Source organism: Mesorhizobium sp. M0239 (genome assembly GCF_040321815.1).
In the GTDB taxonomy this organism is placed as follows: Bacteria; Pseudomonadota; Alphaproteobacteria; order Rhizobiales; family Rhizobiaceae; genus Mesorhizobium.
The window spans coordinates 190,737-212,011 of sequence record NZ_JAMYSG010000006.1 but is presented as its reverse complement, the minus strand read 5'-3'; the positions used below and the strand labels follow the sequence as shown (position 1 = coordinate 212,011).

21 protein-coding genes are annotated in these 21,275 nt (G+C 63.2%); 6 read left to right on the top strand and 15 right to left on the bottom strand.

What is annotated here, in order from left to right; all coding sequences use genetic code 11:
• Nucleotides 1-110 precede the first annotated feature (110 nt).
• From NKI99_RS08315 to NKI99_RS08295, 5 genes are all read right to left on the bottom strand, one after another.
• Complete coding sequence (locus NKI99_RS08315; protein WP_023809905.1) at nt 111-455, bottom strand: ArsR/SmtB family transcription factor; 345 nt, start codon at nt 453-455, stop codon at nt 111-113.
• Between the two features lie 152 nt (nt 456-607).
• On the bottom strand, nt 608-1,387 hold the full coding sequence (locus NKI99_RS08310) for a HugZ family pyridoxamine 5'-phosphate oxidase (RefSeq protein WP_023809904.1): 780 nt from the start codon (nt 1,385-1,387) through the stop codon (nt 608-610).
• Nucleotides 1,388-1,418: 31 nt separating this feature from the next.
• Entirely contained in the window at nt 1,419-2,594 is a 1,176-nt protein-coding gene (locus NKI99_RS08305; protein ID WP_352610516.1) for a CaiB/BaiF CoA transferase family protein, read from the bottom strand.
• 6 nt (nt 2,595-2,600) lie between these two features.
• Nucleotides 2,601-3,362 carry a 3-hydroxyacyl-CoA dehydrogenase gene (locus NKI99_RS08300; RefSeq protein ID WP_128303701.1) on the bottom strand — a complete coding sequence of 254 codons (762 nt, stop codon included), beginning with the start codon at nt 3,360-3,362 and terminating at the stop codon, nt 2,601-2,603.
• A gap of 60 nt (nt 3,363-3,422) precedes the next feature.
• Nucleotides 3,423-3,959, bottom strand: a complete 537-nt coding sequence (locus NKI99_RS08295) for a GNAT family N-acetyltransferase (RefSeq protein ID WP_352610515.1) — start codon at nt 3,957-3,959, stop codon at nt 3,423-3,425.
• A gap of 275 nt (nt 3,960-4,234) precedes the next feature.
• Here NKI99_RS08295 and NKI99_RS08290 point away from each other — a divergent pair, with 275 nt between their 5' ends.
• Nucleotides 4,235-5,227: a glutathione S-transferase family protein gene (locus NKI99_RS08290; protein WP_023809900.1), complete on the top strand. Its 993-nt coding sequence runs from the start codon at nt 4,235-4,237 to the stop codon at nt 5,225-5,227.
• A gap of 1 nt (nt 5,228) precedes the next feature.
• Here NKI99_RS08290 and NKI99_RS08285 read toward each other — a convergent pair whose 3' ends face one another.
• Nucleotides 5,229-5,723: an NUDIX domain-containing protein gene (locus tag NKI99_RS08285; protein WP_023809899.1), complete on the bottom strand. Its 495-nt coding sequence runs from the start codon at nt 5,721-5,723 to the stop codon at nt 5,229-5,231.
• 53 nt (nt 5,724-5,776) lie between these two features.
• Here NKI99_RS08285 and NKI99_RS08280 point away from each other — a divergent pair, with 53 nt between their 5' ends.
• Entirely contained in the window at nt 5,777-6,706 is a 930-nt protein-coding gene (locus NKI99_RS08280) for a metallophosphoesterase family protein (protein ID WP_128303702.1), read from the top strand.
• Here the strand turns inward: NKI99_RS08280 and NKI99_RS08275 are convergent.
• From NKI99_RS08275 to leuA, 4 genes are all read right to left on the bottom strand, one after another.
• A complete protein-coding gene (locus tag NKI99_RS08275; protein ID WP_023809897.1) occupies nt 6,690-7,307 on the bottom strand; it encodes a hypothetical protein in 618 nt (205 codons plus the stop codon). The two genes, NKI99_RS08280 and NKI99_RS08275, sit on opposite strands and share 17 nt — an antisense overlap.
• Before the next feature lie 113 nt (nt 7,308-7,420).
• Nucleotides 7,421-8,224: an alpha/beta fold hydrolase gene (locus NKI99_RS08270; RefSeq protein WP_023809896.1), complete on the bottom strand. Its 804-nt coding sequence runs from the start codon at nt 8,222-8,224 to the stop codon at nt 7,421-7,423.
• A gap of 198 nt (nt 8,225-8,422) precedes the next feature.
• On the bottom strand, nt 8,423-10,198 hold the full coding sequence (locus tag NKI99_RS08265) for a tetratricopeptide repeat protein (protein WP_023809895.1): 1,776 nt from the start codon (nt 10,196-10,198) through the stop codon (nt 8,423-8,425).
• A 184-nt stretch (nt 10,199-10,382) separates the two neighbouring features.
• Nucleotides 10,383-12,059: a 2-isopropylmalate synthase gene (leuA, locus tag NKI99_RS08260; protein ID WP_352610542.1), complete on the bottom strand. Its 1,677-nt coding sequence runs from the start codon at nt 12,057-12,059 to the stop codon at nt 10,383-10,385.
• A 712-nt stretch (nt 12,060-12,771) separates the two neighbouring features.
• Between leuA and NKI99_RS08255 the strand changes: the two genes are divergently transcribed.
• The gene (locus NKI99_RS08255) at nt 12,772-13,938 is read left to right on the top strand and encodes an ATP-grasp domain-containing protein (RefSeq protein ID WP_023809892.1); all 1,167 of its coding nucleotides are present in this window, start codon (nt 12,772-12,774) and stop codon (nt 13,936-13,938) included.
• 4 nt (nt 13,939-13,942) lie between these two features.
• Nucleotides 13,943-14,719: an esterase family protein gene (locus tag NKI99_RS08250; RefSeq protein WP_023809891.1), complete on the top strand. Its 777-nt coding sequence runs from the start codon at nt 13,943-13,945 to the stop codon at nt 14,717-14,719.
• 23 nt (nt 14,720-14,742) lie between these two features.
• On the opposite strand, the gene NKI99_RS08245 is transcribed toward NKI99_RS08250, so the two are convergent.
• Nucleotides 14,743-16,278 carry an MFS transporter gene (locus NKI99_RS08245; protein ID WP_352610514.1) on the bottom strand — a complete coding sequence of 512 codons (1,536 nt, stop codon included), beginning with the start codon at nt 16,276-16,278 and terminating at the stop codon, nt 14,743-14,745.
• Nucleotides 16,279-16,424: 146 nt separating this feature from the next.
• On the opposite strand from NKI99_RS08245, the gene NKI99_RS08240 reads away from it, so the two are divergent.
• Both NKI99_RS08240 and NKI99_RS08235 read left to right on the top strand, forming a co-directional pair.
• On the top strand, nt 16,425-17,309 hold the full coding sequence (locus tag NKI99_RS08240; protein WP_352610513.1) for a LysR family transcriptional regulator: 885 nt from the start codon (nt 16,425-16,427) through the stop codon (nt 17,307-17,309).
• A 122-nt stretch (nt 17,310-17,431) separates the two neighbouring features.
• Nucleotides 17,432-18,511 carry a siderophore-interacting protein gene (locus tag NKI99_RS08235; protein ID WP_023809889.1) on the top strand — a complete coding sequence of 360 codons (1,080 nt, stop codon included), beginning with the start codon at nt 17,432-17,434 and terminating at the stop codon, nt 18,509-18,511.
• 36 nt (nt 18,512-18,547) lie between these two features.
• Here NKI99_RS08235 and NKI99_RS08230 read toward each other — a convergent pair whose 3' ends face one another.
• From NKI99_RS08230 to NKI99_RS08215, 4 genes are all read right to left on the bottom strand, one after another.
• Nucleotides 18,548-19,651 (bottom strand): AbrB family transcriptional regulator, encoded by a 1,104-nt coding sequence (locus NKI99_RS08230; protein ID WP_352610512.1) that lies wholly within the window; start codon nt 19,649-19,651, stop codon nt 18,548-18,550.
• A gap of 90 nt (nt 19,652-19,741) precedes the next feature.
• On the bottom strand, nt 19,742-19,987 hold the full coding sequence (locus tag NKI99_RS08225; protein ID WP_023809887.1) for a type II toxin-antitoxin system Phd/YefM family antitoxin: 246 nt from the start codon (nt 19,985-19,987) through the stop codon (nt 19,742-19,744).
• A gap of 28 nt (nt 19,988-20,015) precedes the next feature.
• The gene (locus tag NKI99_RS08220; protein ID WP_127290228.1) at nt 20,016-20,324 is read right to left on the bottom strand and encodes a putative quinol monooxygenase; all 309 of its coding nucleotides are present in this window, start codon (nt 20,322-20,324) and stop codon (nt 20,016-20,018) included.
• A gap of 63 nt (nt 20,325-20,387) precedes the next feature.
• Nucleotides 20,388-21,167 carry an SDR family NAD(P)-dependent oxidoreductase gene (locus NKI99_RS08215; protein WP_352610511.1) on the bottom strand — a complete coding sequence of 260 codons (780 nt, stop codon included), beginning with the start codon at nt 21,165-21,167 and terminating at the stop codon, nt 20,388-20,390.
• Between the last annotated feature and the right edge of the window lie 108 nt (nt 21,168-21,275).

The window sequence follows — 21,275 nt, the reverse complement described above, 5'->3', positions numbered from 1 at the left end:
CACCTTGTTTGGAAAGCACGATGCGACAATTCGGGACAATCAGCCAGCTCTGTACGCCCCGGATGGGCGCATGTCGCTCTGAAATCACCGGCGAGATCGGCGCTATGTGGTCAGGTTCCAGCACGGCGCAAACGGTGCGCCATCTGGGACAGGTCATCCTTGCCGCTGCCGAAAATGCCGTCCAGCATGACAAGCAGTTCTCGCACGGCGTCGGATTTGCAGGAGTAGTAGATCATCTGCCGGTCGCGGCGGGTCTCGACCAGGTCGAGCGCCCGCAACTTGGCGAGGTGCTGGGACAGGGCGGATTGGCTGAGCATCACCTTCTCAGCAATGGCTCCAACCGACATTTCACCTTCGGCGAGATAGCTCATGATCAACAGTCGCTTCTCATTGCCCATCAGCATGAGAAACTCTGCCGCCGATTCGGCGTTCACGATTAGCTTTGTCGAGACCATCGATCCCCCATGCTTCCTGTTCATCCCGACGCCATGGGGGCAATGGCGTCTGATTCCATAAATTCACTTGTCGATCGGCGCTGGCGATTCAGCGTCACCAAAAGGTAGAGCATTTCACTTAAATCTCAAGTGTTGCTTTTGATCCAGCATAATTAAGTCTCAGTCCCGGCGTCGGCCATGGCTCGGCCGGCCTTGGCCATATCGACCAGAACGTGCCGCAATTCGCCTGCCGCCGCCAAAGGGTGTGGGTAAAAGACCCGGCAAACATCGTCGCCCGACACCAGATCCATGCCATCGGCATCGAATCCGGCAACACGCCAGCCGTTTCCGGACGCTTTGGCGAAATGCTGTGCGTAAACGGCGATTGCGTCGAGATGGTCGGCGTTCATGTGGTCGATGGCGGATTGTTCGCGCGCCGCGAGTTCCTCGACGACCGGTCCGCTGGCGAGCAAATCCGATCGATCGAGCTGATAGGCCTTGCCGAAGCCGCCGTTGAGGCTGGCGCGTTGCGGACCGAGGCGAAAGATCGAAAAGTCGCCGAGACCGGCGTAAAGATTCGCCCTGGGATTGTGATTGAGATAACGGCGCTCGGTGCGGGCGTGTTCGGCTGATCCGCGCTCAAGCCGTGCCGCCTGGCAGATCAATGTCAGGCGCGGGTGCGCCAGCGGGTCGCCCTTGCCCGGTTCGCCGAGCAACAGGGAACAGCGCGGATCGGCAAGCAGAGCGCCGGTGTGCGCCGAAAGCATCGAAACCAGGATCAGCGGCGCGCCGTCGATGTCGGTGGCCACGCCGACCCTGCTGGCCAGCGGCGAGCCGGTTTGCGGTTCGATCACCGCCAGGGCGCCAAAGCGGGCGCTGCGCAGAAGCGTCTTCGCCAGCCGGATCGCTTCGGCGTCCGTCTCGCGGATCACGTCCTTTTTCGGCTCGTCCAAGGCAGCACCACAGTAAGTTGATCTTTCTTCTCTAGTTATCGGTCAGCAAGCTGGATTTGACAAGATCGTCGATCTCGGCTTTCGCAAAGCCGAAACGTGCCAGAATTGCCGATGGCGACAAATCCTCATTGCCTGGCATAGTGGCCAATGTCGGTTGCGAGCTCGAGAAACGCGGCGCGGGGGCCGGGCGCTCAAATGCACCTGTCGTCACAGAGGCGTTGCGTGCCCGATTGTGCGGGTGGTGCTTCGCCTCTTGCAGCGACAGGACGGGGGCCACGCAGGCATCGGTTTGCGCAAACAGCAGGTCCCAGTTGTCGCGCGCTTTCTGCCGGACCCGTTCGGCAATGGCGGCGCGCATCGGCGGCCACAGGGCCTTGTCGTACTGGCCGGACACAAAGCGCCCGTCGAGCGGCAGCAGCCTGGCGAATTCGGCGAAGAATTGCGGCTCGAGGCAGCCAATGGCGATGTGCCCGCCATCCGCCGTCTCATAGGTGTCGTAGAACGGGGCGCCGGAATCGAGCAGGTTCGCGCCGCGCTTGTCGCTCCACAAGCCGGCCGCCGTCAAGGCGTGCAGGGGCACCGCCAGCATCGAGGCACCGTCGACCATCGCGGCGTCGATGACTTCACCCTTGCCCGTGCGCGAACGTTGGAACAGGGCGGCCAGCACGCCGGCAATCAGCATCATGGCGCCACCGCCATAGTCGGCGACAAGGTTGAGCGGCGGGACGGGACGGCCGTCGGCATGGCCGATGGCGTGCAGCACGCCGCTATAGGCGAGGTAGGTGATGTCGTGGCCGGCGCGGCCGGCGAGCGGGCCGTCCTGGCCGAAGCCGGTCATACGGCCGTAGATCAGCGCGGGGTTACGCGCCAGCACCGCTTCCGGGCCGAGGCCGAGCCGCTCCATCACGCCCAGGCGAAAGCCTTCGAGCAACATGTCCGCCTTTTCGGCAAGGCGCAGCAACAGATCGGTGCCTTCACGGCGCTTCAGGTCTAGGCGCAGGACGGCGCGGCCATGGCGGTCGATGTTGTACTCATCCGGCAGCGACAGGAGTTGACTCGTCCCCGCCCGTTCGATGCGCAACACTTGCGCGCCCATCTCCGACAGCATCAGGCCGGCCAGCGGCACCGGGCCGAGCCCGGCCATCTCGATCACCTTCAGCCCGGCCAGCGGCCCGGTTTTAGCGGCAGCGGACAGGCCGGCGCTCATGACCTTCTATTTCGGCGCCATGCGAATGGCGCCGTCGAGGCGAATGGTCTCGCCGTTCAGCATCTGGTTCTCGACGATGTGCAGGGCGAGAGCAGCATATTCGGATGGTTCGCCCAGGCGCGACGGGAATGGCACGGCGGCGCCCAGCGAATCCTGAACTTCCTGCGGCATGCCGGCCATCATAGGCGTCTTGAAGATGCCGGGAGCGATGGTGCAGACGCGGATGCCGGAACGGGCAAGATCGCGCGCCACCGGCAGCGTCATGCCGACGACGCCGCCCTTGGAAGCCGCATAGGCGGCCTGACCGATCTGGCCATCATAAGCGGCAACCGAAGCGGTGTTGACGATGACGCCGCGCTCGCCGCCCTGCAGCGGCTCGAGCTTCGACGCGCGCTCGGCAACGAGGCGGATCATGTTGAACGTGCCGATCAGATTGACCTCGATCACCTTGCGATACTGATCAAGGGGGTGGGGACCATCCTTGCCGATCGTCTTCACGCCGATGGCGATGCCGGCGCAGTTGACCAGGATCCGTGGCTGGCCAAGCTTGGCCGTAACGTCGGCGAGGGCAGCGGTCCCGCTGTCGGCGCTGCTGACGTCGCACTGGACGGCTATACCGCCGATCTCGGCCGCGACCTTGGCCGCGCGATCGATACCGACATCGAAGATGGCGACGCGGGCGCCCTTGGCCGCCAGCGCGCGCGCCGTTGCCTCGCCAAGGCCGGAGCCGCCGCCGGTGACGATCGCGATCTGGCCGTTCGGGTTCATGGCGTCATCCTTTGATCTCAGGAACAGTGGACGGATCAGGCGCCAGATCGATGGGAAAGGTCAAGCCATCGCCGCGGCAGGATCGGCCACCCTGGCCTGATCGGCGTGGCCGACCTCGCCCAAGAGCCTGGCGACCGCGCCCGGCGCGATCTCGTGCGACAGCAGCCGGTCGAGATCGACGGGGCGCGGCATCGAAATCTGGCCGCGCGGAATCCGCTTGAAACCGAGCGGCCCGTAATAGGGCTCGTCACCGACCAGCATGACGGCAGGTGCGCCGGTCTTGGCGGCGGCCTCCAGCGCGATCGCCACCAGCCGGCGGCCGATGCCGAGATTCTTGAAGGCCGGCCGCACCGCGAGCGGCCCGAGCATCAATGCGCGGCCGGCGCCGGCGGCGATGCGGGTCATGCGCACCGAGGCGACGACAAGGTCGCCGTCGACGGCGACAAAGGACAGCGAGCGCTCGTGCCCTCCGGCTTCACGGATCTTGTAAGCGGCCAGCACAAAGCGGCCGGGCCCGAAGGCTTCGTCGTTGATGGCTTCGATCTCGGGGTCGTGCGCCGGGGTTTCCGGCAGGTATTTCACGTCGGCAAGGCTCATGGTCGTTGCGGTCCGATACAAGGAGGAGAGGTTTGCTGCAAACGGCAGCATTCGCCAGTCAGCGCTTCATCAAGCGCGGGCGCCCTTTCGTCGTCGGTCAAACCGGATCAAAGCAAAGTCGAACATGCGGATTGTCCGCTAGCATCAATTTCCCGCCGCTGCAATCGGCCGTTTTTGTCCGTCATTTCTGCCAAGTGACGGTCTGTTCAGCACCTGACGTCTTCGACAGGGCAGCCTTGTGCCTACATCAACCAACAGGACGCAAGGAGATTTGCATGGGATTGCTGGTTGAAGGAAGATGGCAGGATCGCTGGTATGATACGGCGGACAATGGTGGCAGCTTCGTGCGGACGCAGTCGCAATGGCGCGACTGGATCACTGTTGACGGCAAGCCGGCTGAAGGCCGGACGCGCGGTTTCAAGGCCGAGCCCGGCCGCTATCACCTCTATGTCTCGCTTGCCTGTCCGTGGGCCCACCGGACGTTGATCTTTCGCGCGCTGAAGAAGCTGGAAGGCGTCATATCGGTGTCGGTGGTGCATCATTTCATGGGCGCCAACGGCTGGACGTTCGTGGCTGAGGACGGCGCCACGGGCGACACGCTTTACGGCCTCGACTTCCTGCACCAGATCTATGCCAAGGCCGATCCCGCCTATTCGGGCCGGGTGACGGTGCCGGTGCTGTGGGACAAAAAGGAGCAGACCATCGTCTCCAATGAGTCTTCCGAAATCATCCGCATGCTGAATTCAGCCTTCGACGAATGGGGCGACGCCAGCCTCGATTTCTATCCGAAGGCGTTGCGCGGCGAGATCGATCGGATCAATGCGCTGGTCTATCCCGCGGTCAACAACGGCGTCTATCGCGCCGGCTTCGCCACCACGCAACGTGCCTATGAAGAGGCGTTCGGTGAATTGTTCACAGCGCTGGATACGCTGGAGGAGCGGCTGTCGAAGCAGCGCTATCTCGTCGGCGATCGTATCACCGAAGCCGACTGGCGGCTGTTCACCACGCTGGTGCGCTTCGATCCGGTCTATGTCGGCCATTTCAAATGCAATCTGCGCCGTATCGCCGACTACCCGAACCTGTCCAACTATCTGCGCGATCTCTATCAGGTGCCTGATGTGGCCGGGACGGTGAATCTGCATCATATCAAGGCGCATTATTACGGCAGCCACCAGACAATCAATCCGACGCGGATCGTGCCTGTCGGACCGGATCTGGATTATGCCGCACGGCATGACCGGGCGCGCTTCGAGAAAGCGGCAGCCTGATCTACCAGTAGGGCGAGGGCTGCTCGCCGTCAAAAACCTCGGCGATCCGGCGCAGCGTCGCCGGCGTCGTGCCCTGCGGCAAGCCGTCGAGCGGGAAGAAGCCGGCTTCGGCGATTTCGTGGTCCGGCAGCTTCGGCGCCGTCTGGCTGAAATGCTCGAGCAAATAAAAGCCGACATGGTCGCGGCGGCTGGAGCGGCGGTTGAAATGCATCGATTTGAGCACCGGCGGGGCGGTGAGAGCGATGTTGCCTTCCTCGGCCAGTTCACGGGCCAGTGCCTCGTTCATCGTCTCGCCGACTTCGACGCCGCCGCCGGGAAGCTGCCAGCCCGGTACATAGGTATGGCGAATAAGGAAGACGGACCTGGACGCCCTGTCGTGGATCAAGCCGCGCACGCCAAGCGTCATCGGCCTCCGCAGCACGAAATAGAGATGGAACAGCCTGGCCCTCAAACCTGGCCAGCCGGTCTGGCGGAAGGCATCTTCAGGGCTCGTCATTGATAGCGAAACCGTGGGTGGAAAGCCGCGCGCGGGTCGCCTATGAAGGTTGTATGTTCAGGCTCGCGCATATTTCCGATGTCCATCTGGGGCCGCTCCCCGATGTATCCTATCGCGATCTCGCCTCCAAGCGCGTGCTCGGCTATGTCAACTGGCAGCGCAACCGCCGCCGCCATATGCATGATGCGGTCATTGACACGATCGTCGCCGACATCAAGGCGAACACGCCTGACCACCTCGCCGTCACCGGCGACCTGGTCAATCTGGCACTTGACGGCGAGATCGAGATGGCCAGGCACTGGTTGGAGACGCTGGGGCCGGCGCATGATGTTTCGGTCGTTCCGGGCAACCACGACGCCTATGTGCCAGGCGCCTTCGACAAGGTCTGCCGATCCTGGGCGGCGTGGATGAGCGGCGACGGCGTCAACACGCCGGTCGATCGTAACGCATTTCCCTATCTGCGCGTGCGCGGCAACGTCGCGCTGATCGGTGTCTCGACGGCGCGCGCCACGGCACCCTTCATGGCCAATGGTTTCTTCATGGAAGGCCAGGCGAAGCGGCTCGGCAAAATCCTCGGGGATACCGCCGGACAGGGGCTGTTCCGCGCCATCATGATCCATCATCCGCCGGTGCGCGGCGCGGTCCCGCAGCACAAGCGGCTGTTCGGCATTGCCCGCTTCAACAAGATCATTCGCCGCCACGGCGCCGACCTTGTCCTGCACGGCCATTCACATCTGCCGTCGCTGTTCTTCATCGGCGATCGCGGAGTCAGGATCCCAGCGGTCGGCGTCGCCGCCGCCGGCCAGGCGCCGGGCGGCAAGAACCCGGCGGCGCAGTACAATCTGTTCGACATTGACGGCGAGACGGGCAATTGGCGGATCCGGCTGACGCGGCGCGGCCTGACCGGGCCGTCCATGCCGCCATCCGATCTGCAGACGCTGGAACTCGGTGCCGTGACTGGCGCCGCTATGGCCGCAAGCTGACTACCATGGCGACGATGCGGTCCCAGAACAGGACGATGGACACGAGAAGACCGACCAGGGCACCGGCAGCCACAAGGCCAAGCCCGGACAGAAAGGCCGACCAGCGTTTGCCGCGCGCCGTCGCGCGCAGCGGCGGTTCGGCTTCCGGCACATAGGCACGTTTCATGCCGGCGACGGCCGGTTCGACGCCGCCTTCCAGCATCCTCTGACGCTCGACAATGCGCTCCGCGACATAGCGTGTCACGGAATGGGCAACCGGCTTCATCTCGGTGGATTCGGCAAGCACCACCCGGCCGATACGGGTGTCCTTGAGGAAGCGATAGGTCCGGCGGTCGCGCCCCATGGCGACATGACTGATGGCGTCGATCCACAAGCGCGGCTGCAAGCCGGACGAGACGACAAAGTCGAAATTGTCCATGTCGGCCGGAACATCGGCAAAAACCGGTGCCAGTTCGGCGGCGAGCAGATCGAGGCGCATGCGATGCGCCTCGCGCATGTCGACGACGACGTCGTCGCGGTCGGCGAAGGCATTTTTGACATCACGGATGGCATCGGACAGTTTCTTGGACTGGTCGATGGTCTTCTCGCCTGCTTCCTTCATCGGCGTCTGCCTCGTGGGTTTGGTTAACACCGGGTTAACACAGCCGCCGGCAAAATGCACTGGCGAGATCGACGGCCCCCGGGGTGCCCAGGAAGGTTGTCGTGCGAAAAAGGTCAGCTGGCTGCTGCGGCGAATTTCTGGCGATGTGGCCTGGCGCGACGATTGGTGTTGCGGCGAATGATCTCGGCAACAAGGCCGGGGGCTTCCTCAGCCAGCATATGGCCGGCCTCCAGCACGTGGTGCACGTGAAAATGCGCCGGCAGGTCATCCGCCTGGGTAAAGGGCAGCACCGCATCGTTGGTTCCCCATGCCACCATCACTGGCATGTTCAGTCCATCGAGGCGATCGTGCGGGATGACGCCTTGCCGACCGTCCACGGTCATGGCGGCTGCGATCTCGACCAGCTTTTCGAGTTGGCCGGGTCGCCTGCGCATTTCCCAAAGGGTGTCCACCATATGTTCGAGTGGCGGGGCTGAAGGTCCCGACATGACGGCGAGGCAGGAGCGGATCTCGGACCGATCCGAGGCTTCGGCATAGCGGCGCAATAGCGGTCCATTGATTTCGGGGCCAAGGCCGCCCGGCGCCAGAAGCGTCAGCGAGGCTATCTTTTCAGGCTCGGCCAGCGCCATCAGCGCCGCCACGGCACCGCCCATCGAGTGGCCCACGAGATGAACGCGCTTCAGGCGACGCTCAGAGAGATCGGCGAGCACGGCCTTGGCCGCCACCCTGGCCGGACCGGCGGCGGGAAAATCGAGCGACATCCCATACCCAGGCAGATCATAGGCCAGCGTATGCGTGGAAGGCGTCAGGGCGGAAATCACCTCGCGCCATACATCATGGCAGCCGCCGAAACCGTGCAGCAGGACGATGGCCTTCGAGCCAACACCCTCTTCGGCGGCAAAAAGTGATGCGGTCATGAAAGCTGATTTTTTTGTTATTGCAGAATGCGCGACACCAATGATGGCTGAATTGCTCCTAGTCCAACGTGATGACCAGTAAAATTTTCGCGATTTGTACGGTTGTGTACAGAACTTGGCCACCAATCGGCAATCGGCGATCGGAGCGCAGGAAATCCATCGGGACGCGGCGCAGCCAGTGCGCGGACGTCGATGGTGTCAGCTTGGGCTGCCGAGCCCGGCAGCGCGGAGTGCCTGGACCAGCCGGTCGGTCAGGTCGGCCGGATATTTCCGCTCGACGAAAGTCGCCCGCGGATCGGCGGCAAATTTGGGGAACTCGGTGGTCAGCTGTTTCAGCAGCGTGCTCACCAGATGGTCCTGTCCGGCAGCCTTGGCGCCGACCAGCCGCGCCGCCAGATAGTGTGATTTCGTTGCCGTCGTTCTCAGTGCCATGCTGGCCGCGACCGCCTTGTTCATGTCGCCGAGCATGAACTCACCAACGAACAGCCCGTAGTCCCACCATGTCGGGTGCCCGCTGAAGGTCTCCGCCGCATGATCGAGGATCGGCGTTCCCTCGGCATATCGTCCGGCGAAGATCAGCCCGTAGCCGTAAGCGGCGGCCATGCCGAGGTCGTAGGGGTTGAGTTCATAGGCCTTGCGCATCCAGCGGATCGCTTCGTCCGTATTGCCGAGGCGCGAACTGACATAGCCGTAGGAGCGATGCGCATAAGGGCTGGTCGGACCCATCTGCACGCCGCGATGGGCAAACTCGACGGCTGTCTCAATCGTCGCATTGGGCGGATAGGCGTAATGATCGGACACCGCCTCGAGATGCAGGGAAGCAAGTTCCGAATAGACGAGCGAGGACTTGGTTCCACCATTGGCCAGCTTCTCGAGGCAACGGTAGGCTGCCTCATGGGTCCTGGCGTTCTGGTCGAGATAATATTTGCCGTTGAGCAGCAGACATTGCGTCAGGCCGTTTGGCGTGCCGGTCTGCTCGATATAGTTGTAGATGGTGCCGGAGGCGGGGAGTGCCGAGCTCAGCATGTCGGCGATACGGTCTTCGACCGCGGCAGGTGCGCTGTCGGCGGGGGTGAGATTGCGCGATAGAAGCACCCGTCCGGACGCCATGCTTTGCAGTTCGATCGTGATGTCGCCCGCGTCCGGTCCGGGCAGGACGTCGAATATGAAGCTCGCAGCGTCGTCAGCCGGATCGCCGACGGTGTCGCGGCCGATGAAGTCGATGGTATCGAAGCCACTCAGGCCGGCGCGCAGCGATGCGGCGACACGGCTGGCGTCGGGGCCGTCAGCCTTGAGTCCGATATAGACTTGCGGAAGGGCGTCAGCCCTTGCCGATGCCGTGACGCTTGCGCTTGCGCCAGCGATCTCCGGCGTTGCCGAGATGTCGCCGCCTGCCAGCAAGGCAGTGCTGCCCTGGCGAAGGATCAGTACGCCCAGCATGGCGATGACCAAGGCGATCGCCATCCAGAAAAAGCGGAGATGGCGCGCCACCGAGGGGGCAGGCGAAATCGGTACGGAAGCCAGAGACATCGCGTCCAGCATGCCCGTGCCGGCTTCGTTGGACCGATCGGCGGATACGACGCCGTCCAGCCTGAGTTCGGGAACAGCCTCGGCAATATCCGGCAGGCGGATCGCGTTCAATTCATAGGCAGGAACATAGCCGCCGCGCGGAATGGCGATGCGGACCGGCTCGGCAATTCCCTCATTGGCAAAATAGTGCTGCAGAAGCTCGCGCAGCCTGCCTGCCTGCACACGCACCACGGCATCGGTGGACGGATCGAAGTCGCCGTCCTTGCCGAAAACATCCATGGCAATGGAAAAGCCCTTGAGCCTGTCGGCTTCGCCGGCCTGTTCACGTTCGACAAGATAACGCAGCAGCTTGCGCGCGCGTTCGGATCGGCCGAACGTTTGGCTGGCAAGCAGTCGCTCCAGTGTCTCGCGCACTGCGGGGGCGGCAGGCGTGGCATGCTGCAAGTGTCGATCCTCTCGAAGTCGGCACAGGTTGAGGCGCGATCATATAGGTCCCGCACCACCACACAAGTATACACCCCGTTATGCGATCACGTACCCACCGGATAATTCCGCGGTGGTTAATGGCCCGAAAGATCGGAACCGTTCACCAGGTTGGGAGGGTTCCGATCTTTGTTCCCGTCGGGCGTCAGCCGGCTTTTTTACCGACGATACGGTTCGCGGCAGACATCACCGCCTCCAGTGAGGCGGCGACGATGTTGGTGTTGATGCCGGCGCCGAACAGCTTGCCCTGGGGATACTCCATCTCGACATACGAAATGGCTGACGCGTTCGAGCCGCGCTGCATCGAGTGCTCGGAATAGTCGAGCACCGACATCTCGACGCCGACATGGCGCGACAGCGCATCGACGAAGCCGTCGATCGGACCGGTGCCTGTGCCGGAGATCGTCACTTCCTTGCCATTGTCCAGGATGACCGCCTCGACGACGCGCCGGCCCTTGATTTCGGTGCTGGGATAGGTGTGGTGATCGAGGAATTTCAGCCGCGCGGCCGGCTGATCGACATAGGTCTCGAGAAAGCGCTCGTAGATACGCCTGGCCGGCACTTCCTTGCCCTCGGCGTCGGTGATCGCCTGGATTTCCTGGCTAAATTCGATCTGCAGATTGCGCGGCAAGTTGAGGCCGTAATCGGCCTGCAGCACATAAGCGATGCCACCCTTGCCGGACTGCGAGTTGATGCGGATGATGGCTTCATAGCTGCGGCCGACATCGGCCGGATCGATCGGCAGATAGGGCACTTCCCACAGGCTCGTATTGGCCTTCTTCAGCGCCTTCATGCCCTTGTTGATGGCATCCTGGTGCGAACCGGAAAAGGCGGTGTAGACGAGTTCGCCGACATAGGGGTGGCGCTCGGGGATCTTCAACTGGTTCGAATATTCGTAGACGTCCTTCATCCGGTTGATGTCGGAGCAGTCGATCAACGGATCGACACCTTGCGTGTACATGTTCAGCGCCAGCGTGACGATGTCGACATTGCCGGTGCGCTCGCCATTGCCGAACAGCGTGCCTTCGACACGGTCGGCGCCGGCCATCAGGCCGAGTTCGGTGGTGGCGATGCCGGTGCCGCGGTCATTGTGCGGATGCAGCGAGACCAGCAGGTTCTCCCGGTTGTCGAGGTTGCGGCACATCCACTCGATGCGGTCGGCATAGATGTTGGGTGTCGACATCTCGACCGTCGAGGGCAGGTTGACGATCAGCTTGTTGTCCGCCGTCGGCCTGACGATCTCGGTGACGGCGTTGCAGATCTCCAGCGCCACTTCGAGTTCGGTGCCGGTAAAGCTCTCCGGCGAATACTCGAAGCGAAAGCCTCCGCCGGCCTTGGCCGCCATGTCGGTGATCATCTTGGCGGCGTCGGTGGCGATCCGCTTGATGCCGCCGACGTCCTTTTCGAAGACGACGCGACGCTGCAGCTCGCTGGTCGAATTGTAGAAATGGACGATCGGGTTGGTGGCGCCCTTCAGCGCCTCGAAGGTGCGGGTGATCAGCTCCGGCCGGCACTGCACCAGCACCTGCAGCGAGACATCGGCGGGCACGTTGCCTTCCTCGATGCACCAGCGGGCAAAGTCGAAATCGGTCTGCGAGGCCGACGGGAAGCCGATCTCGATCTCCTTGAAGCCCATGTCGAGCAGCAGGCCGAACATGCGTGCCTTGCGCTCATGGCCCATCGGATCGATCAGCGCCTGGTTGCCGTCGCGCAGGTCGACCGAGCACCAGATCGGCGCCTTGTCGATGACCTTCGAGGGCCATGTGCGGTCGGTGAGGCCGACGGTCGGATAGGACTGATATTTGCGGGCTGCGTCGGACATGCCCTTGTTCTGGATGCTTCGTTCCGCATCCTTGCCGGCTACCGCGGCATCGGAACGGATCTCTTCTCGTGCGTTCATCGTCTTTTCTCCCGGCGGCTCATGGATCCACCCTCAGGTGGATTGATGGCGAGCGGCGCCTTACCAGAATTTCGTTCGCTTGATGTGATTGCCAAGGAGCATGCGCTTGCGCGGCGGTTCGACCGCCGGGCGCTCCTTCAGCGAACCCGGCGATCGCCGATAAGGCCGAGAAGAAGCAGGGTCGAAGCCAGCGCGCGCACGGTCTCGCCGGAAAAACCGGTCGGACGGGAAGCGTTGGTGGTGCGCGTGTTCATGGCTGATCTCATATAGGAGCGGCTTGTGGGAGGCAAGTGGGGCCGCATTGCGAGTAATGCTGATGACTGCGAGTTCGGCAGTGTTGGCAGCTTTTGTGCCGGCAGCTTTCCACGATAGGAATTTTTTCTTGACTCGGTGACCTCAGCTATGGTACATATTCGTCCATGGTGCTGATCTGCGCCAGTGACCCGCCGCACAGGCGGGTTTTTCGTTTGATGCTCCGTCAGCCAACGCGCCGAAGGCTCCGAGGGAACCCGAGTTCGGTGCCTTGGCATTGCTGGCCGGATCTTGCTGGATATTGTCCCCACCGCACGTGCCCTTCCCCAGGCGCTGCAAATGCGCCAGACTTGGGCATCGACGGGTTGCGATGGGGTTGTCCATGAATTTCGTGTTCTTCTCGCCGCATTTTCCCGCCAACGGCGCGGATTTCTGCGACCGTTTGAAGAAGGCCGGAGCCAGGGTGCTCGGCATCGGCGACGCACCCTATGACGCACTCGACGCCAAGCTGAAGGCGGCGCTTTCAGAATATTACCGTGTCGCCGACATGGAAGACTACGATCCGGTGTTCCGGGCGATGGGGCATTTCATCCACAAATGGGGCCGCATCGACCGTTTCGAATCGCTCAATGAACATTGGCTGGAGCTGGAAGCCAACATCCGCTCCGACTTCAACATCTACGGCACCAAGCTCGATTTCGTGAAGAATCTGAAGCGCAAGAGCCGCATGCGCGCCTTCTTCCGCAAGAGTGGCGTCGACACCATCGCGCAGCGCAAATGCTCCGACCGTGCCGGGGCCATGACTTTCATCCGGCGCGTCGGCTATCCGGTGGTGGTCAAGCCCGACAGCGGTTCCGGCGCATCGAACACCTTCAAGATCTCCAACGCCAAAGAGCTCGACCAGTTCTTCCGGGACAAGCCCGAGGACGTGACCTTCGTCATGGAGCAGTTTATCGAGGGACTGGTGGTGACTTATGACGGGCTGGTCAACCGCGACGGCGAGGTGGTGCTGGCGGCCAGCCACCGCTATGACCAGAGCATCATGGAGGTGGTCAACAAGGACCGCCACATGAGCTACACCTGCTTTCCCAAGGTTAGACCGGCGATCGAGGAGGCCGGCCGCAAAATACTGAAGGCGTTCGACGTGCGCGAACGCTTCTTCCACATCGAGCTGTTCGAGACCAAGGACGACCGGGTCATCGCGCTGGAGGTCAACATGCGCCCGCCCGGCGCCTGGATGACCGATGCGATCAACTATACGTTCGACGTCGACGTCTATGCGGCATGGGCCGATATGGTGGTCAGAGATGCCGCCGGCGGCCCTTACGAGGGCAAATACTTCACCGCCTATGCCAGCCGCAAGCGACGCCTCCACTATTTGCACAGCCATGAGGACGTGCTAGCCGCGCACCGCGACAAGATCGTCCACCATCAGGCCATCGAAGAGGTTTTCAGCCGCGCCATGGGAAATTACGCCTATCAGATGCGCTCGAAGGACGAAGCAGCGTTGCGCGAGGCAGTCGCCTATATCCACGCGGAAAAGGCGTGAGGCGATGGACATTTCCTATCACAAGAATTTCTCGAGCCAGCTCGGCCGCGACATGGAATACAAGCGCTACGGCCATGCCGGCCGGCCGGTGGTGGTGTTTCCGACCTCGCAGGGCCGGTTCTACCAGTTCGAGGATTCCGGCGGCGTAGGCGCACTGGCCGAATTCATCGACACCGGCCGCATCCAGCTGTTCACGGTCGACGGCGTCGATTCGGAATCCTTCTTCGACAAGCATGCGGACGCCGCGCACCGCATCGCCCGCCACGAGGCCTATTTCCGCTATGTGCGCGAGGAGGCGCTGCCGGAGTTCCTGTCCGCAGCCGAGCAGGCCAATGGCGGCCGCAAGCTGAAGCCGCTGTTCTCGGGCTGTTCGATGGGCGGCTATCACTCGTCGAACTTCGTCTTCCGCTTTCCCGAACTTGCCAGCGGCGTCATCGCGCTGTCGGGCGTCTATTCGGCGCGCGACTTCTTCGGCAAAGCGCTCGAGGGCGACATTTTCTACAACTCGCCGCTGGACTATCTGCCCGGCATCGTCGATCCCAAACTGCTGACCCGGCTGAAGGCGCTCAGGCTGATCTTCTGCTGCGGGCAGGGCGCATGGGAAGAGCGGATGCTGGTCGAGACGCGCAGGTTGGAACAAATCCTGCGCGACAAGTCCATTCCCGCCTGGGTCGATTATTGGGGTGGCGATGTCAGCCACGACTGGCCGTGGTGGCACAAGCAACTGGTCTATTTCTTCGGCCGCTGGCTGGATGAGGACCTGATGCACAGGCTCGATTGATAGCGGGGGCCGTCCGCTGACTGCTACCCTTCCTGCGGCACTGCCTGGACGTCGACACTTTCACCTGAAGCCGATCCGCGACGCAGGCCAAGGAAGACGACGATGGCGGTGACGACGGTGATCGCCGCCAGCACGATCAGCAGCCTGTCGAACGCCGTCTCGTAGGCCTGGACCAGAACGATGGCTCCGGCCTGGGGCAGATGTTGTGCTGCTTCGCCGAGATTGCCGGTCACCAGCAGCTGGGCTGCCGCCGCTGCCTCCGTCGAAGATGCCATTCCTTGTGAGGCGAGCTGCGCGGCGGTAAAGCCGGAAAGGGTCGCCATGACGATCGCCAGCGCTACACCCTCGGAGGCAACGCGGGTGGTGTTGAAGATGCCGACCGCCATGCCGGCGCGCTCTCTCGGCACGACACTGACGGCAAGCCCGTCCATCAATCCCCAGGGCAGGGCGATGCCGACGCCGATCAGCATCAGCGGCGCCCCCAGCGCACTATCGACCGGTGGTGTCAGGCTCAGCCAGACAAGCCCGGCGGCAGCGACAAGCAGGCCGACGCCGCAGATCGTGGCCGGCGCGATCCAGCGCGCCAGCTGTCCGGCTAGCATCGGCAGGATCAGCAGCGGGCCTGATAGGCAGATCATCAATTGCCCGGCCTTGATCTCGCTCATGCCCTCGATGCCGATGAAGCGGATCGGCAACAGGACGAGCAGGACGACGAAGGCGTAAGCGGGTGCCGCAGCCAGAAACTGGACGCCGACGAAGCGGGGATAGGCAAACAGCGTGAGGTCAAGCATCGGCCGTTGTGCGCGTCGCTCGACAAAGACGAAGGCGACAAAACAGATGACAGAAGCGGCCAGAAGGGTGACGACAAGGGGATCGGCCCAGCCGCACTGCGGGGCCTGGAGCACGCCATAGGTCAGCGACGCCAGCGCGATCGTGAAGGTGCCGGCTCCCGCCCAGTCGAGGCCAGTCGCATCCGGATCTCGCGATTCCCTGATGGTGCGCAGGCCGAGCATGGCGGCGGCAATCGCGAGTGCTGCAACCAGAAGAAAAATCGACCGCCAGCCGAATGCAGAGATGAGCAGGCCCGACGCGATCGGGCCGAAGGCGAGGCCGATGCCGAAACTGGTGCCGAGAAAGCTGAAGGCGCGCAGCCGCAATGGCCCTTCGAATTCCTGGGCAAGTGCCGAGGCGCCGCCAGCAAAGGCGGCCGCACTGCCGATCCCCTGCGCGGCCCGGAAAATGTCGAACCAGATGATGTCCGGCGCCAGCATCGCGCCCAGCGATGCCAGGACATAGAGGGAGAGGCCGACGAGGAAGAGGCGCTTGCGGCCATGGTTGTCGGCCAGAGCGCCCGACGCCATCAGGGTGGCGCCAAAGGTCAGCATGAAGGCGTTGGTCACCCAGTTGAGCTCGATCGGACTGCCGCCGAGATCGGCCGCGATGCGCGACAGAGCGACGGCCGGACCGGTGAAGGTCAAGGGCATCGTCATCGCGGCAAGGCACACGGACAAGAGCACGAGCCATCTCTCGGCAGAGCCGGTTGTGGTCCTAGAAGTCATGGATTTCCCTATCTGAAGCAGTATCTGCCGGTAGCCGCGCGGTTGCGGAGCCGGTCGTGATGACAAGATAGGTCGCCGGCATTTCAGGAAAAATAGTGTTATATCTCCTGGTATATCGGACTGAAACGCTCGAATGGAATGACGCGATGGATCGTCTCAACGGCCTCCTGGCCTTCGCCCGCACCGCCGAGCTCGGCAGTTTCGTCGCTGCCGGGCGGGGACTTGGCATCTCGGCTTCCGCCGTCGGCAAAAGTGTCGCCCGTCTCGAGCAGGAACTCGGCGTGCGGCTGCTGCAGCGCAGCACGCGGCGGATTGGCCTGACGGAAGAGGGCAGACTGTTCGACGAGCGCGTGCGCCGCATCCTCGACGACATCGACGATGCCGAAGCGATGCTGTCGCGGACACGGGAAACACCGCGTGGGCGGCTGCGCATATCCACCCCGATCGTCACCTATCATCTGCTGCTGCCGGTGCTGTCGGAGTTCATGGCCCGCTATCCCGAGATTGAGCTCGACATCGATTTCAACGACCGGATCGTCGACGTCATCGACGAGGGCATCGATGTCGCGATCCGTAGTGGCGAACTGCCGGATTCGCGCCTTGTGTCGAGACCCGTTGCGCCCTTTCGCATGCTGCTGTGCGCGGCGCCCTCCTACCTCGACCGCCATGGCGCCCCCAGCGTGCCGGCTGATCTCACCAGGCATTTCGGCATAAACTTCCGCTTCCTGAACAGCGGCAGGCTGCTGGAGTGGCCGTTCACTACCGGAAGCGCCGAACCGCAGATACGCTCGATGCTGACATGCAACAACATGGAGGCGTTGAAAGGCGCCACGCTCGCCGGGCTCGGCATCGCCTGCATGCCGGATTTCCTGGTGCGCGAGGCGCTGCACGAAGACAGGCTGCGTACCGTCCTCGACGGTCATGTCGACGGCCGTGGCCAGTTCCGGATGCTGTGGCCCTCCAATCGCCATCTGTCGCCGAAGGTGCGCGTCTTCGTCGACTTTCTTCCCGAGCGGCTTGCTGCGCGGTAGGCGTTCATCGCTAAATATGAATTTTAGAATCAAGTTTATGTGGAAACGCCGCAGCGGCTGTGGCATGTCGCTGACGGCGGTGGCGCTGCGGCGCTTGCCGAATTGTTGCGAAGGACTGAGCGATGGACCAACTGAACGCGCAAACCCGGATCAGCGACGCGGCGATCAGGTTGGTGATGGACCGGCTGCGCGCAGAGCACAGCGAATTCGAGATTGACACTGGCGTTGCCGACCAGTGGGAGCTCCGCCTCTACTACGGCTCGTTGAGCGCTACGCTTGATGATGAAAGCGTGCTGATCCGGGTCGCGGCGACAGACGAAACCTGCCTGTCCTACATGAAGATGACGGTCGCCGGCCATGTCGCCGAACATCTCGGCACGACCAAGGGCATCCATTGGCAAGGTGACGGCAGCGACGCCGGTACGCCGGTCTTCTTCCGCGAGATCGCGGTGATGTCGTCAACGCGGATATCGGCGCACATGCAGCGCCTGCGCTTCGCCGGCAAGGATCTCGGCCGATTTACCCATGGCGGCCTGCACATGCGGCTGCTGCTGCCGCCGCCTGGCCGCCGGCTGGTTTGGCCGACGATGGGCGCTGACGGCTTGATCGTCTGGCCTTCTGGCGACGATGCGCTTGCCGTGCGGGTCTACACGATCCGGGCGGTGGACGCCGCAAGCGGTTGGCTCGACGTCGATTTCGTGTTGCATCCAGGCCAGGAGACGCCCGCCGCCGCCTTCGCGCAAAGCGCACAGGCAGGAGACGTGATCGGCATGATCGGACCCGGTGGCGGCGACGCCCCGGTGGCGCAGACCTTGCTTCTGCTCGGCGACGACACCGCACTGCCAGCCATCGGCCGGATTTTGGAGCATTTGCCGGCGTCAACCCGCGCCGAGGCACTGATCGAGGTCGATGGCCCGGATGACCGGATCGCGCTGGCGCAAGGGGACAATGTCGATATCACCTGGCTCTACCGGCACGGCCGAGAGGCCGGCACCGCCGGCCTGTTGCCAGCCGCCTTGCGGGAGCGCAGCCACATGGCGCTTGCCGACGGTCTTTATGTCTGGGCCGGATGCGAATTCGGCGATTTCCGGGAGATCCGCAAGATCGTGCGCAAGCAATGGAACCTATCGCGCAACCGGCACCTGGTCACCGCCTACTGGCGCCGCGACGCGCAAAGCGAGGATGAGGGCGGCGAGGAATAATCCGCGGCTTATGACCGTCTCCGGCGTCGGTTTTGCCTATTGTCTGACGCTTCTCGCCACCAGCCGCGCGACGCTCGGGCCGACCAACAGCACGATCAGGAAGCGTGCCGACTGCAGGGCCATGACGAAGGAGATGTCGACGTTCTGCGCTGCGGCGGCGATGATGGCGATGCTGTCCATGCCGCCGGGGCTGGTCGCCAGGTAGGCGGTCAGCGGATCGATGCCAAGCAGATGGCTGATCATGAAGGCCATGCCACCGCAGAAAGCGATCAACGCCACGATCGAGGCGATGATCTGCGGCAGAGCGCGCGCCGCATGGCGCAGGATCGCCCTGGTGAAGTTCAGGCCGATCGACCAGCCGACCATGGCGTAGCTGACCGCCAGCAGCCATTGCGGCAATTGCATCTCCACGCCCAAGCCGAGATGGACGACGGTGCCGAAGACGAAGGTGCCGAGAAAGAAGGGCGAAGGCAGCCGGCACAGCTTTCCCGCCAAGCCGCCGATAAACGCGATGCCGATGGTGGCGGCGAAGGCTTGGGCGTCGATCGGCGGGAACCAGACGATGGCGGGGATTTCGACGCCGGATGTGTCGACCCACATCTTGGCAACGAGTGCCGCCGTCATCGAGACGAAGATGACGCGCAGATATTGCATGAAGGCGACGAAACGCTGGTCAGCGCCGAAGGCACCGGCCATCAGCACCATGGCGGTGGCCGCACCCGGCGACGAGCCCCAGACGGCGGTGGTGCCGGGCAGGATGCGCCAGCGGCTGATCAGCCAGCCGAGCAGGCTGGAGGCCGTGACGGTTGCCACCACGACACCGAGAAACAGCGGCCATTCCTTGTAGAAGACCGGAAAGATGTCGGCCGAGATCGAAGCGGCTACAAGGCAGCCGACGATCGCCTGGGCGGCGCCGAACAGAAGGCGCGGCACGCGCACCGTGGCACCATTGGTGCCGGCGACGATGGCCGCCAGCATCGGCCCGATCAGCAGCGCCGCCGGCAGGGCCGCGAGTTCCAGCGCGCCGGCGAACAGCAGGGAAACAACCAGCAGGGCAAGCCACTGCCAGAGCTTGCGCATCCGCGCCATGCGCTCGAGTGTGGGCAGGTCCGGGGAGGGCTGCTCGGCCGAGGAATCCATGTTTCGCTCTTAGACCCGCAGGGCGAAAAATGCGAACCGCGGTTCATAGAAAACTATTGTTTCACCCGTCCAGGTGTCGAGTAACAGGTTTCATAAGCCGGCGTCGAACCGTTGCTCGATCTCATTGCGACCCATGCGGTCGAAATCGTCGGGGACGGAAAACTGGCCGGCCATAAAACCGACCCGTCGCGCCTGCAGAGCCGGTTGTTCGATCGGCACGATTCTGGCCAACGGCTTGCCGGCTTTGGCAATAACAAACGACTCGCCTTGGGCTGCACGTCTCACAAGGCGCGACAGATGGGCTTTCGCATCGCGAATGTTTACTGTCTGCGTCAAAGGTTGCTCCTCAAAGTTGGCATCGAACTCACCCCGTCTTGCCGTCGGCCAGGCCGAAGCCGCCGACAGGGTGGGTTTCGACCTGGAATTCGAAGCCGGCGATGAACGGCCGCGCCTTGGCGATCGCCGCCTGGACTTCGGGAAGCTGCAGCGAGGCCTTGTGGCTTTCGGCGTCGGTCCATACTTCGGTGACCCAGATCGCATCGGCATCCGCGGGGTCGCGGGCGATGATGTAGTTCAGGCAACCCGGCAGGGCGCCGGTGCTGGCGCGCAGGAGGTCGATGACCGCGTCACGCTGGCCGCGCGCCGCCCGCATCTTGCCGATCAGTCCGTACATTCCGTTGTCTCCCTTTGAGGTTTTCGACAAGAACATGCAGATCGCCAGTATGCCGATAGCCGCTCAAGGCATCAACTGGCCGCCATTCACCTCGATCACCTGGCCGGTGATGTAGCCGCTCAGAAGATCGGAAGACAGGAACAGATAGGCGCCGACGCAATCCTGCGCCGTGCCGGCACGCCCCTGCGGAATGGTAGCGATCATGCCCTTCATCTGCTCGTCGGTCGAATAGCGCTCGTGGAACGGCGTCAGGATAGTGCCGGGCGCCACCGCGTTGACGCGGATGCCGAAGCCGATCAGTTCCTTGGCCATGCCGCGCGTCACATTGGAGACGAAGGCCTTGGCCGAGCCATAAAGCCCGGCGCCGCCGCCGGCGCCATTGCGGGCGGCGATCGAGGAGGTGTTGACGATGAAGCCGCCCTGTTTCTTCAGCCACGGGATCGCCTTGCGCGAAGCAGTCAGTACCGAACGGGCGTTGAGGTCCATCACAGCGTCGTAATGCGCCTCGGTCTGCTCGGCATAGGGAATGCGGCCAAGCATGCCGCCGGCATTGTTGACCAGCCCGTCGAGGCGGCCGAAATATTGCGCGCTATCCTCGACGACGCGCTCGACATCGGCGGCAACGGAGAAATCGCCCTGAACGAGAAACACCTCGCCGCCCTTGTCGGCAATCGTCAGGCCGAGCTTCTCGGCGGCGTCTTGACTCGAATTGTAGTGCAGCGCCACCTTGCATTTCTGCGCTGCATAGGCCAGCGCGAGCGCCGCTCCGATGCCGGTCGACGCACCGGTGACCAGCACTGCCTTGCCGGCAAGATCGGGTATGCTGAGTGTGGTGGCTGGCACGGTTCTTCCTCCGGGACGTCTGCCTGTCCTTCGTAGGCCCTTGCCACCCCGGTGTTCAAGCCTTTGAGCAATTCAAGGAAACGTGTGAAACGGTTTCCCGGGAAAAGG

Coding starts and splice junctions, on each gene's coding strand:
- NKI99_RS08315 (WP_023809905.1), bottom strand. CDS start 455: ATGGTCTCGACAAAGCTAATCGTGAACGCCGAATCGGCGGCAGAGTTT.
- NKI99_RS08305 (WP_352610516.1), bottom strand. CDS start 2,594: ATGAGCGCCGGCCTGTCCGCTGCCGCTAAAACCGGGCCGCTGGCCGGG.
- NKI99_RS08300 (WP_128303701.1), bottom strand. CDS start 3,362: ATGAACCCGAACGGCCAGATCGCGATCGTCACCGGCGGCGGCTCCGGC.
- NKI99_RS08295 (WP_352610515.1), bottom strand. CDS start 3,959: ATGAGCCTTGCCGACGTGAAATACCTGCCGGAAACCCCGGCGCACGAC.
- NKI99_RS08290 (WP_023809900.1), top strand. CDS start 4,235: ATGGGATTGCTGGTTGAAGGAAGATGGCAGGATCGCTGGTATGATACG.
- NKI99_RS08285 (WP_023809899.1), bottom strand. CDS start 5,723: ATGACGAGCCCTGAAGATGCCTTCCGCCAGACCGGCTGGCCAGGTTTG.
- NKI99_RS08280 (WP_128303702.1), top strand. CDS start 5,777: ATGTTCAGGCTCGCGCATATTTCCGATGTCCATCTGGGGCCGCTCCCC.
- NKI99_RS08275 (WP_023809897.1), bottom strand. CDS start 7,307: ATGAAGGAAGCAGGCGAGAAGACCATCGACCAGTCCAAGAAACTGTCC.
- NKI99_RS08270 (WP_023809896.1), bottom strand. CDS start 8,224: ATGACCGCATCACTTTTTGCCGCCGAAGAGGGTGTTGGCTCGAAGGCC.
- leuA (WP_352610542.1), bottom strand. CDS start 12,059: ATGTCCGACGCAGCCCGCAAATATCAGTCCTATCCGACCGTCGGCCTC.
- NKI99_RS08255 (WP_023809892.1), top strand. CDS start 12,772: ATGAATTTCGTGTTCTTCTCGCCGCATTTTCCCGCCAACGGCGCGGAT.
- NKI99_RS08250 (WP_023809891.1), top strand. CDS start 13,943: ATGGACATTTCCTATCACAAGAATTTCTCGAGCCAGCTCGGCCGCGAC.
- NKI99_RS08245 (WP_352610514.1), bottom strand. CDS start 16,278: ATGACTTCTAGGACCACAACCGGCTCTGCCGAGAGATGGCTCGTGCTC.
- NKI99_RS08240 (WP_352610513.1), top strand. CDS start 16,425: ATGGATCGTCTCAACGGCCTCCTGGCCTTCGCCCGCACCGCCGAGCTC.
- NKI99_RS08235 (WP_023809889.1), top strand. CDS start 17,432: ATGGACCAACTGAACGCGCAAACCCGGATCAGCGACGCGGCGATCAGG.
- NKI99_RS08230 (WP_352610512.1), bottom strand. CDS start 19,651: ATGGATTCCTCGGCCGAGCAGCCCTCCCCGGACCTGCCCACACTCGAG.
- NKI99_RS08220 (WP_127290228.1), bottom strand. CDS start 20,324: ATGTACGGACTGATCGGCAAGATGCGGGCGGCGCGCGGCCAGCGTGAC.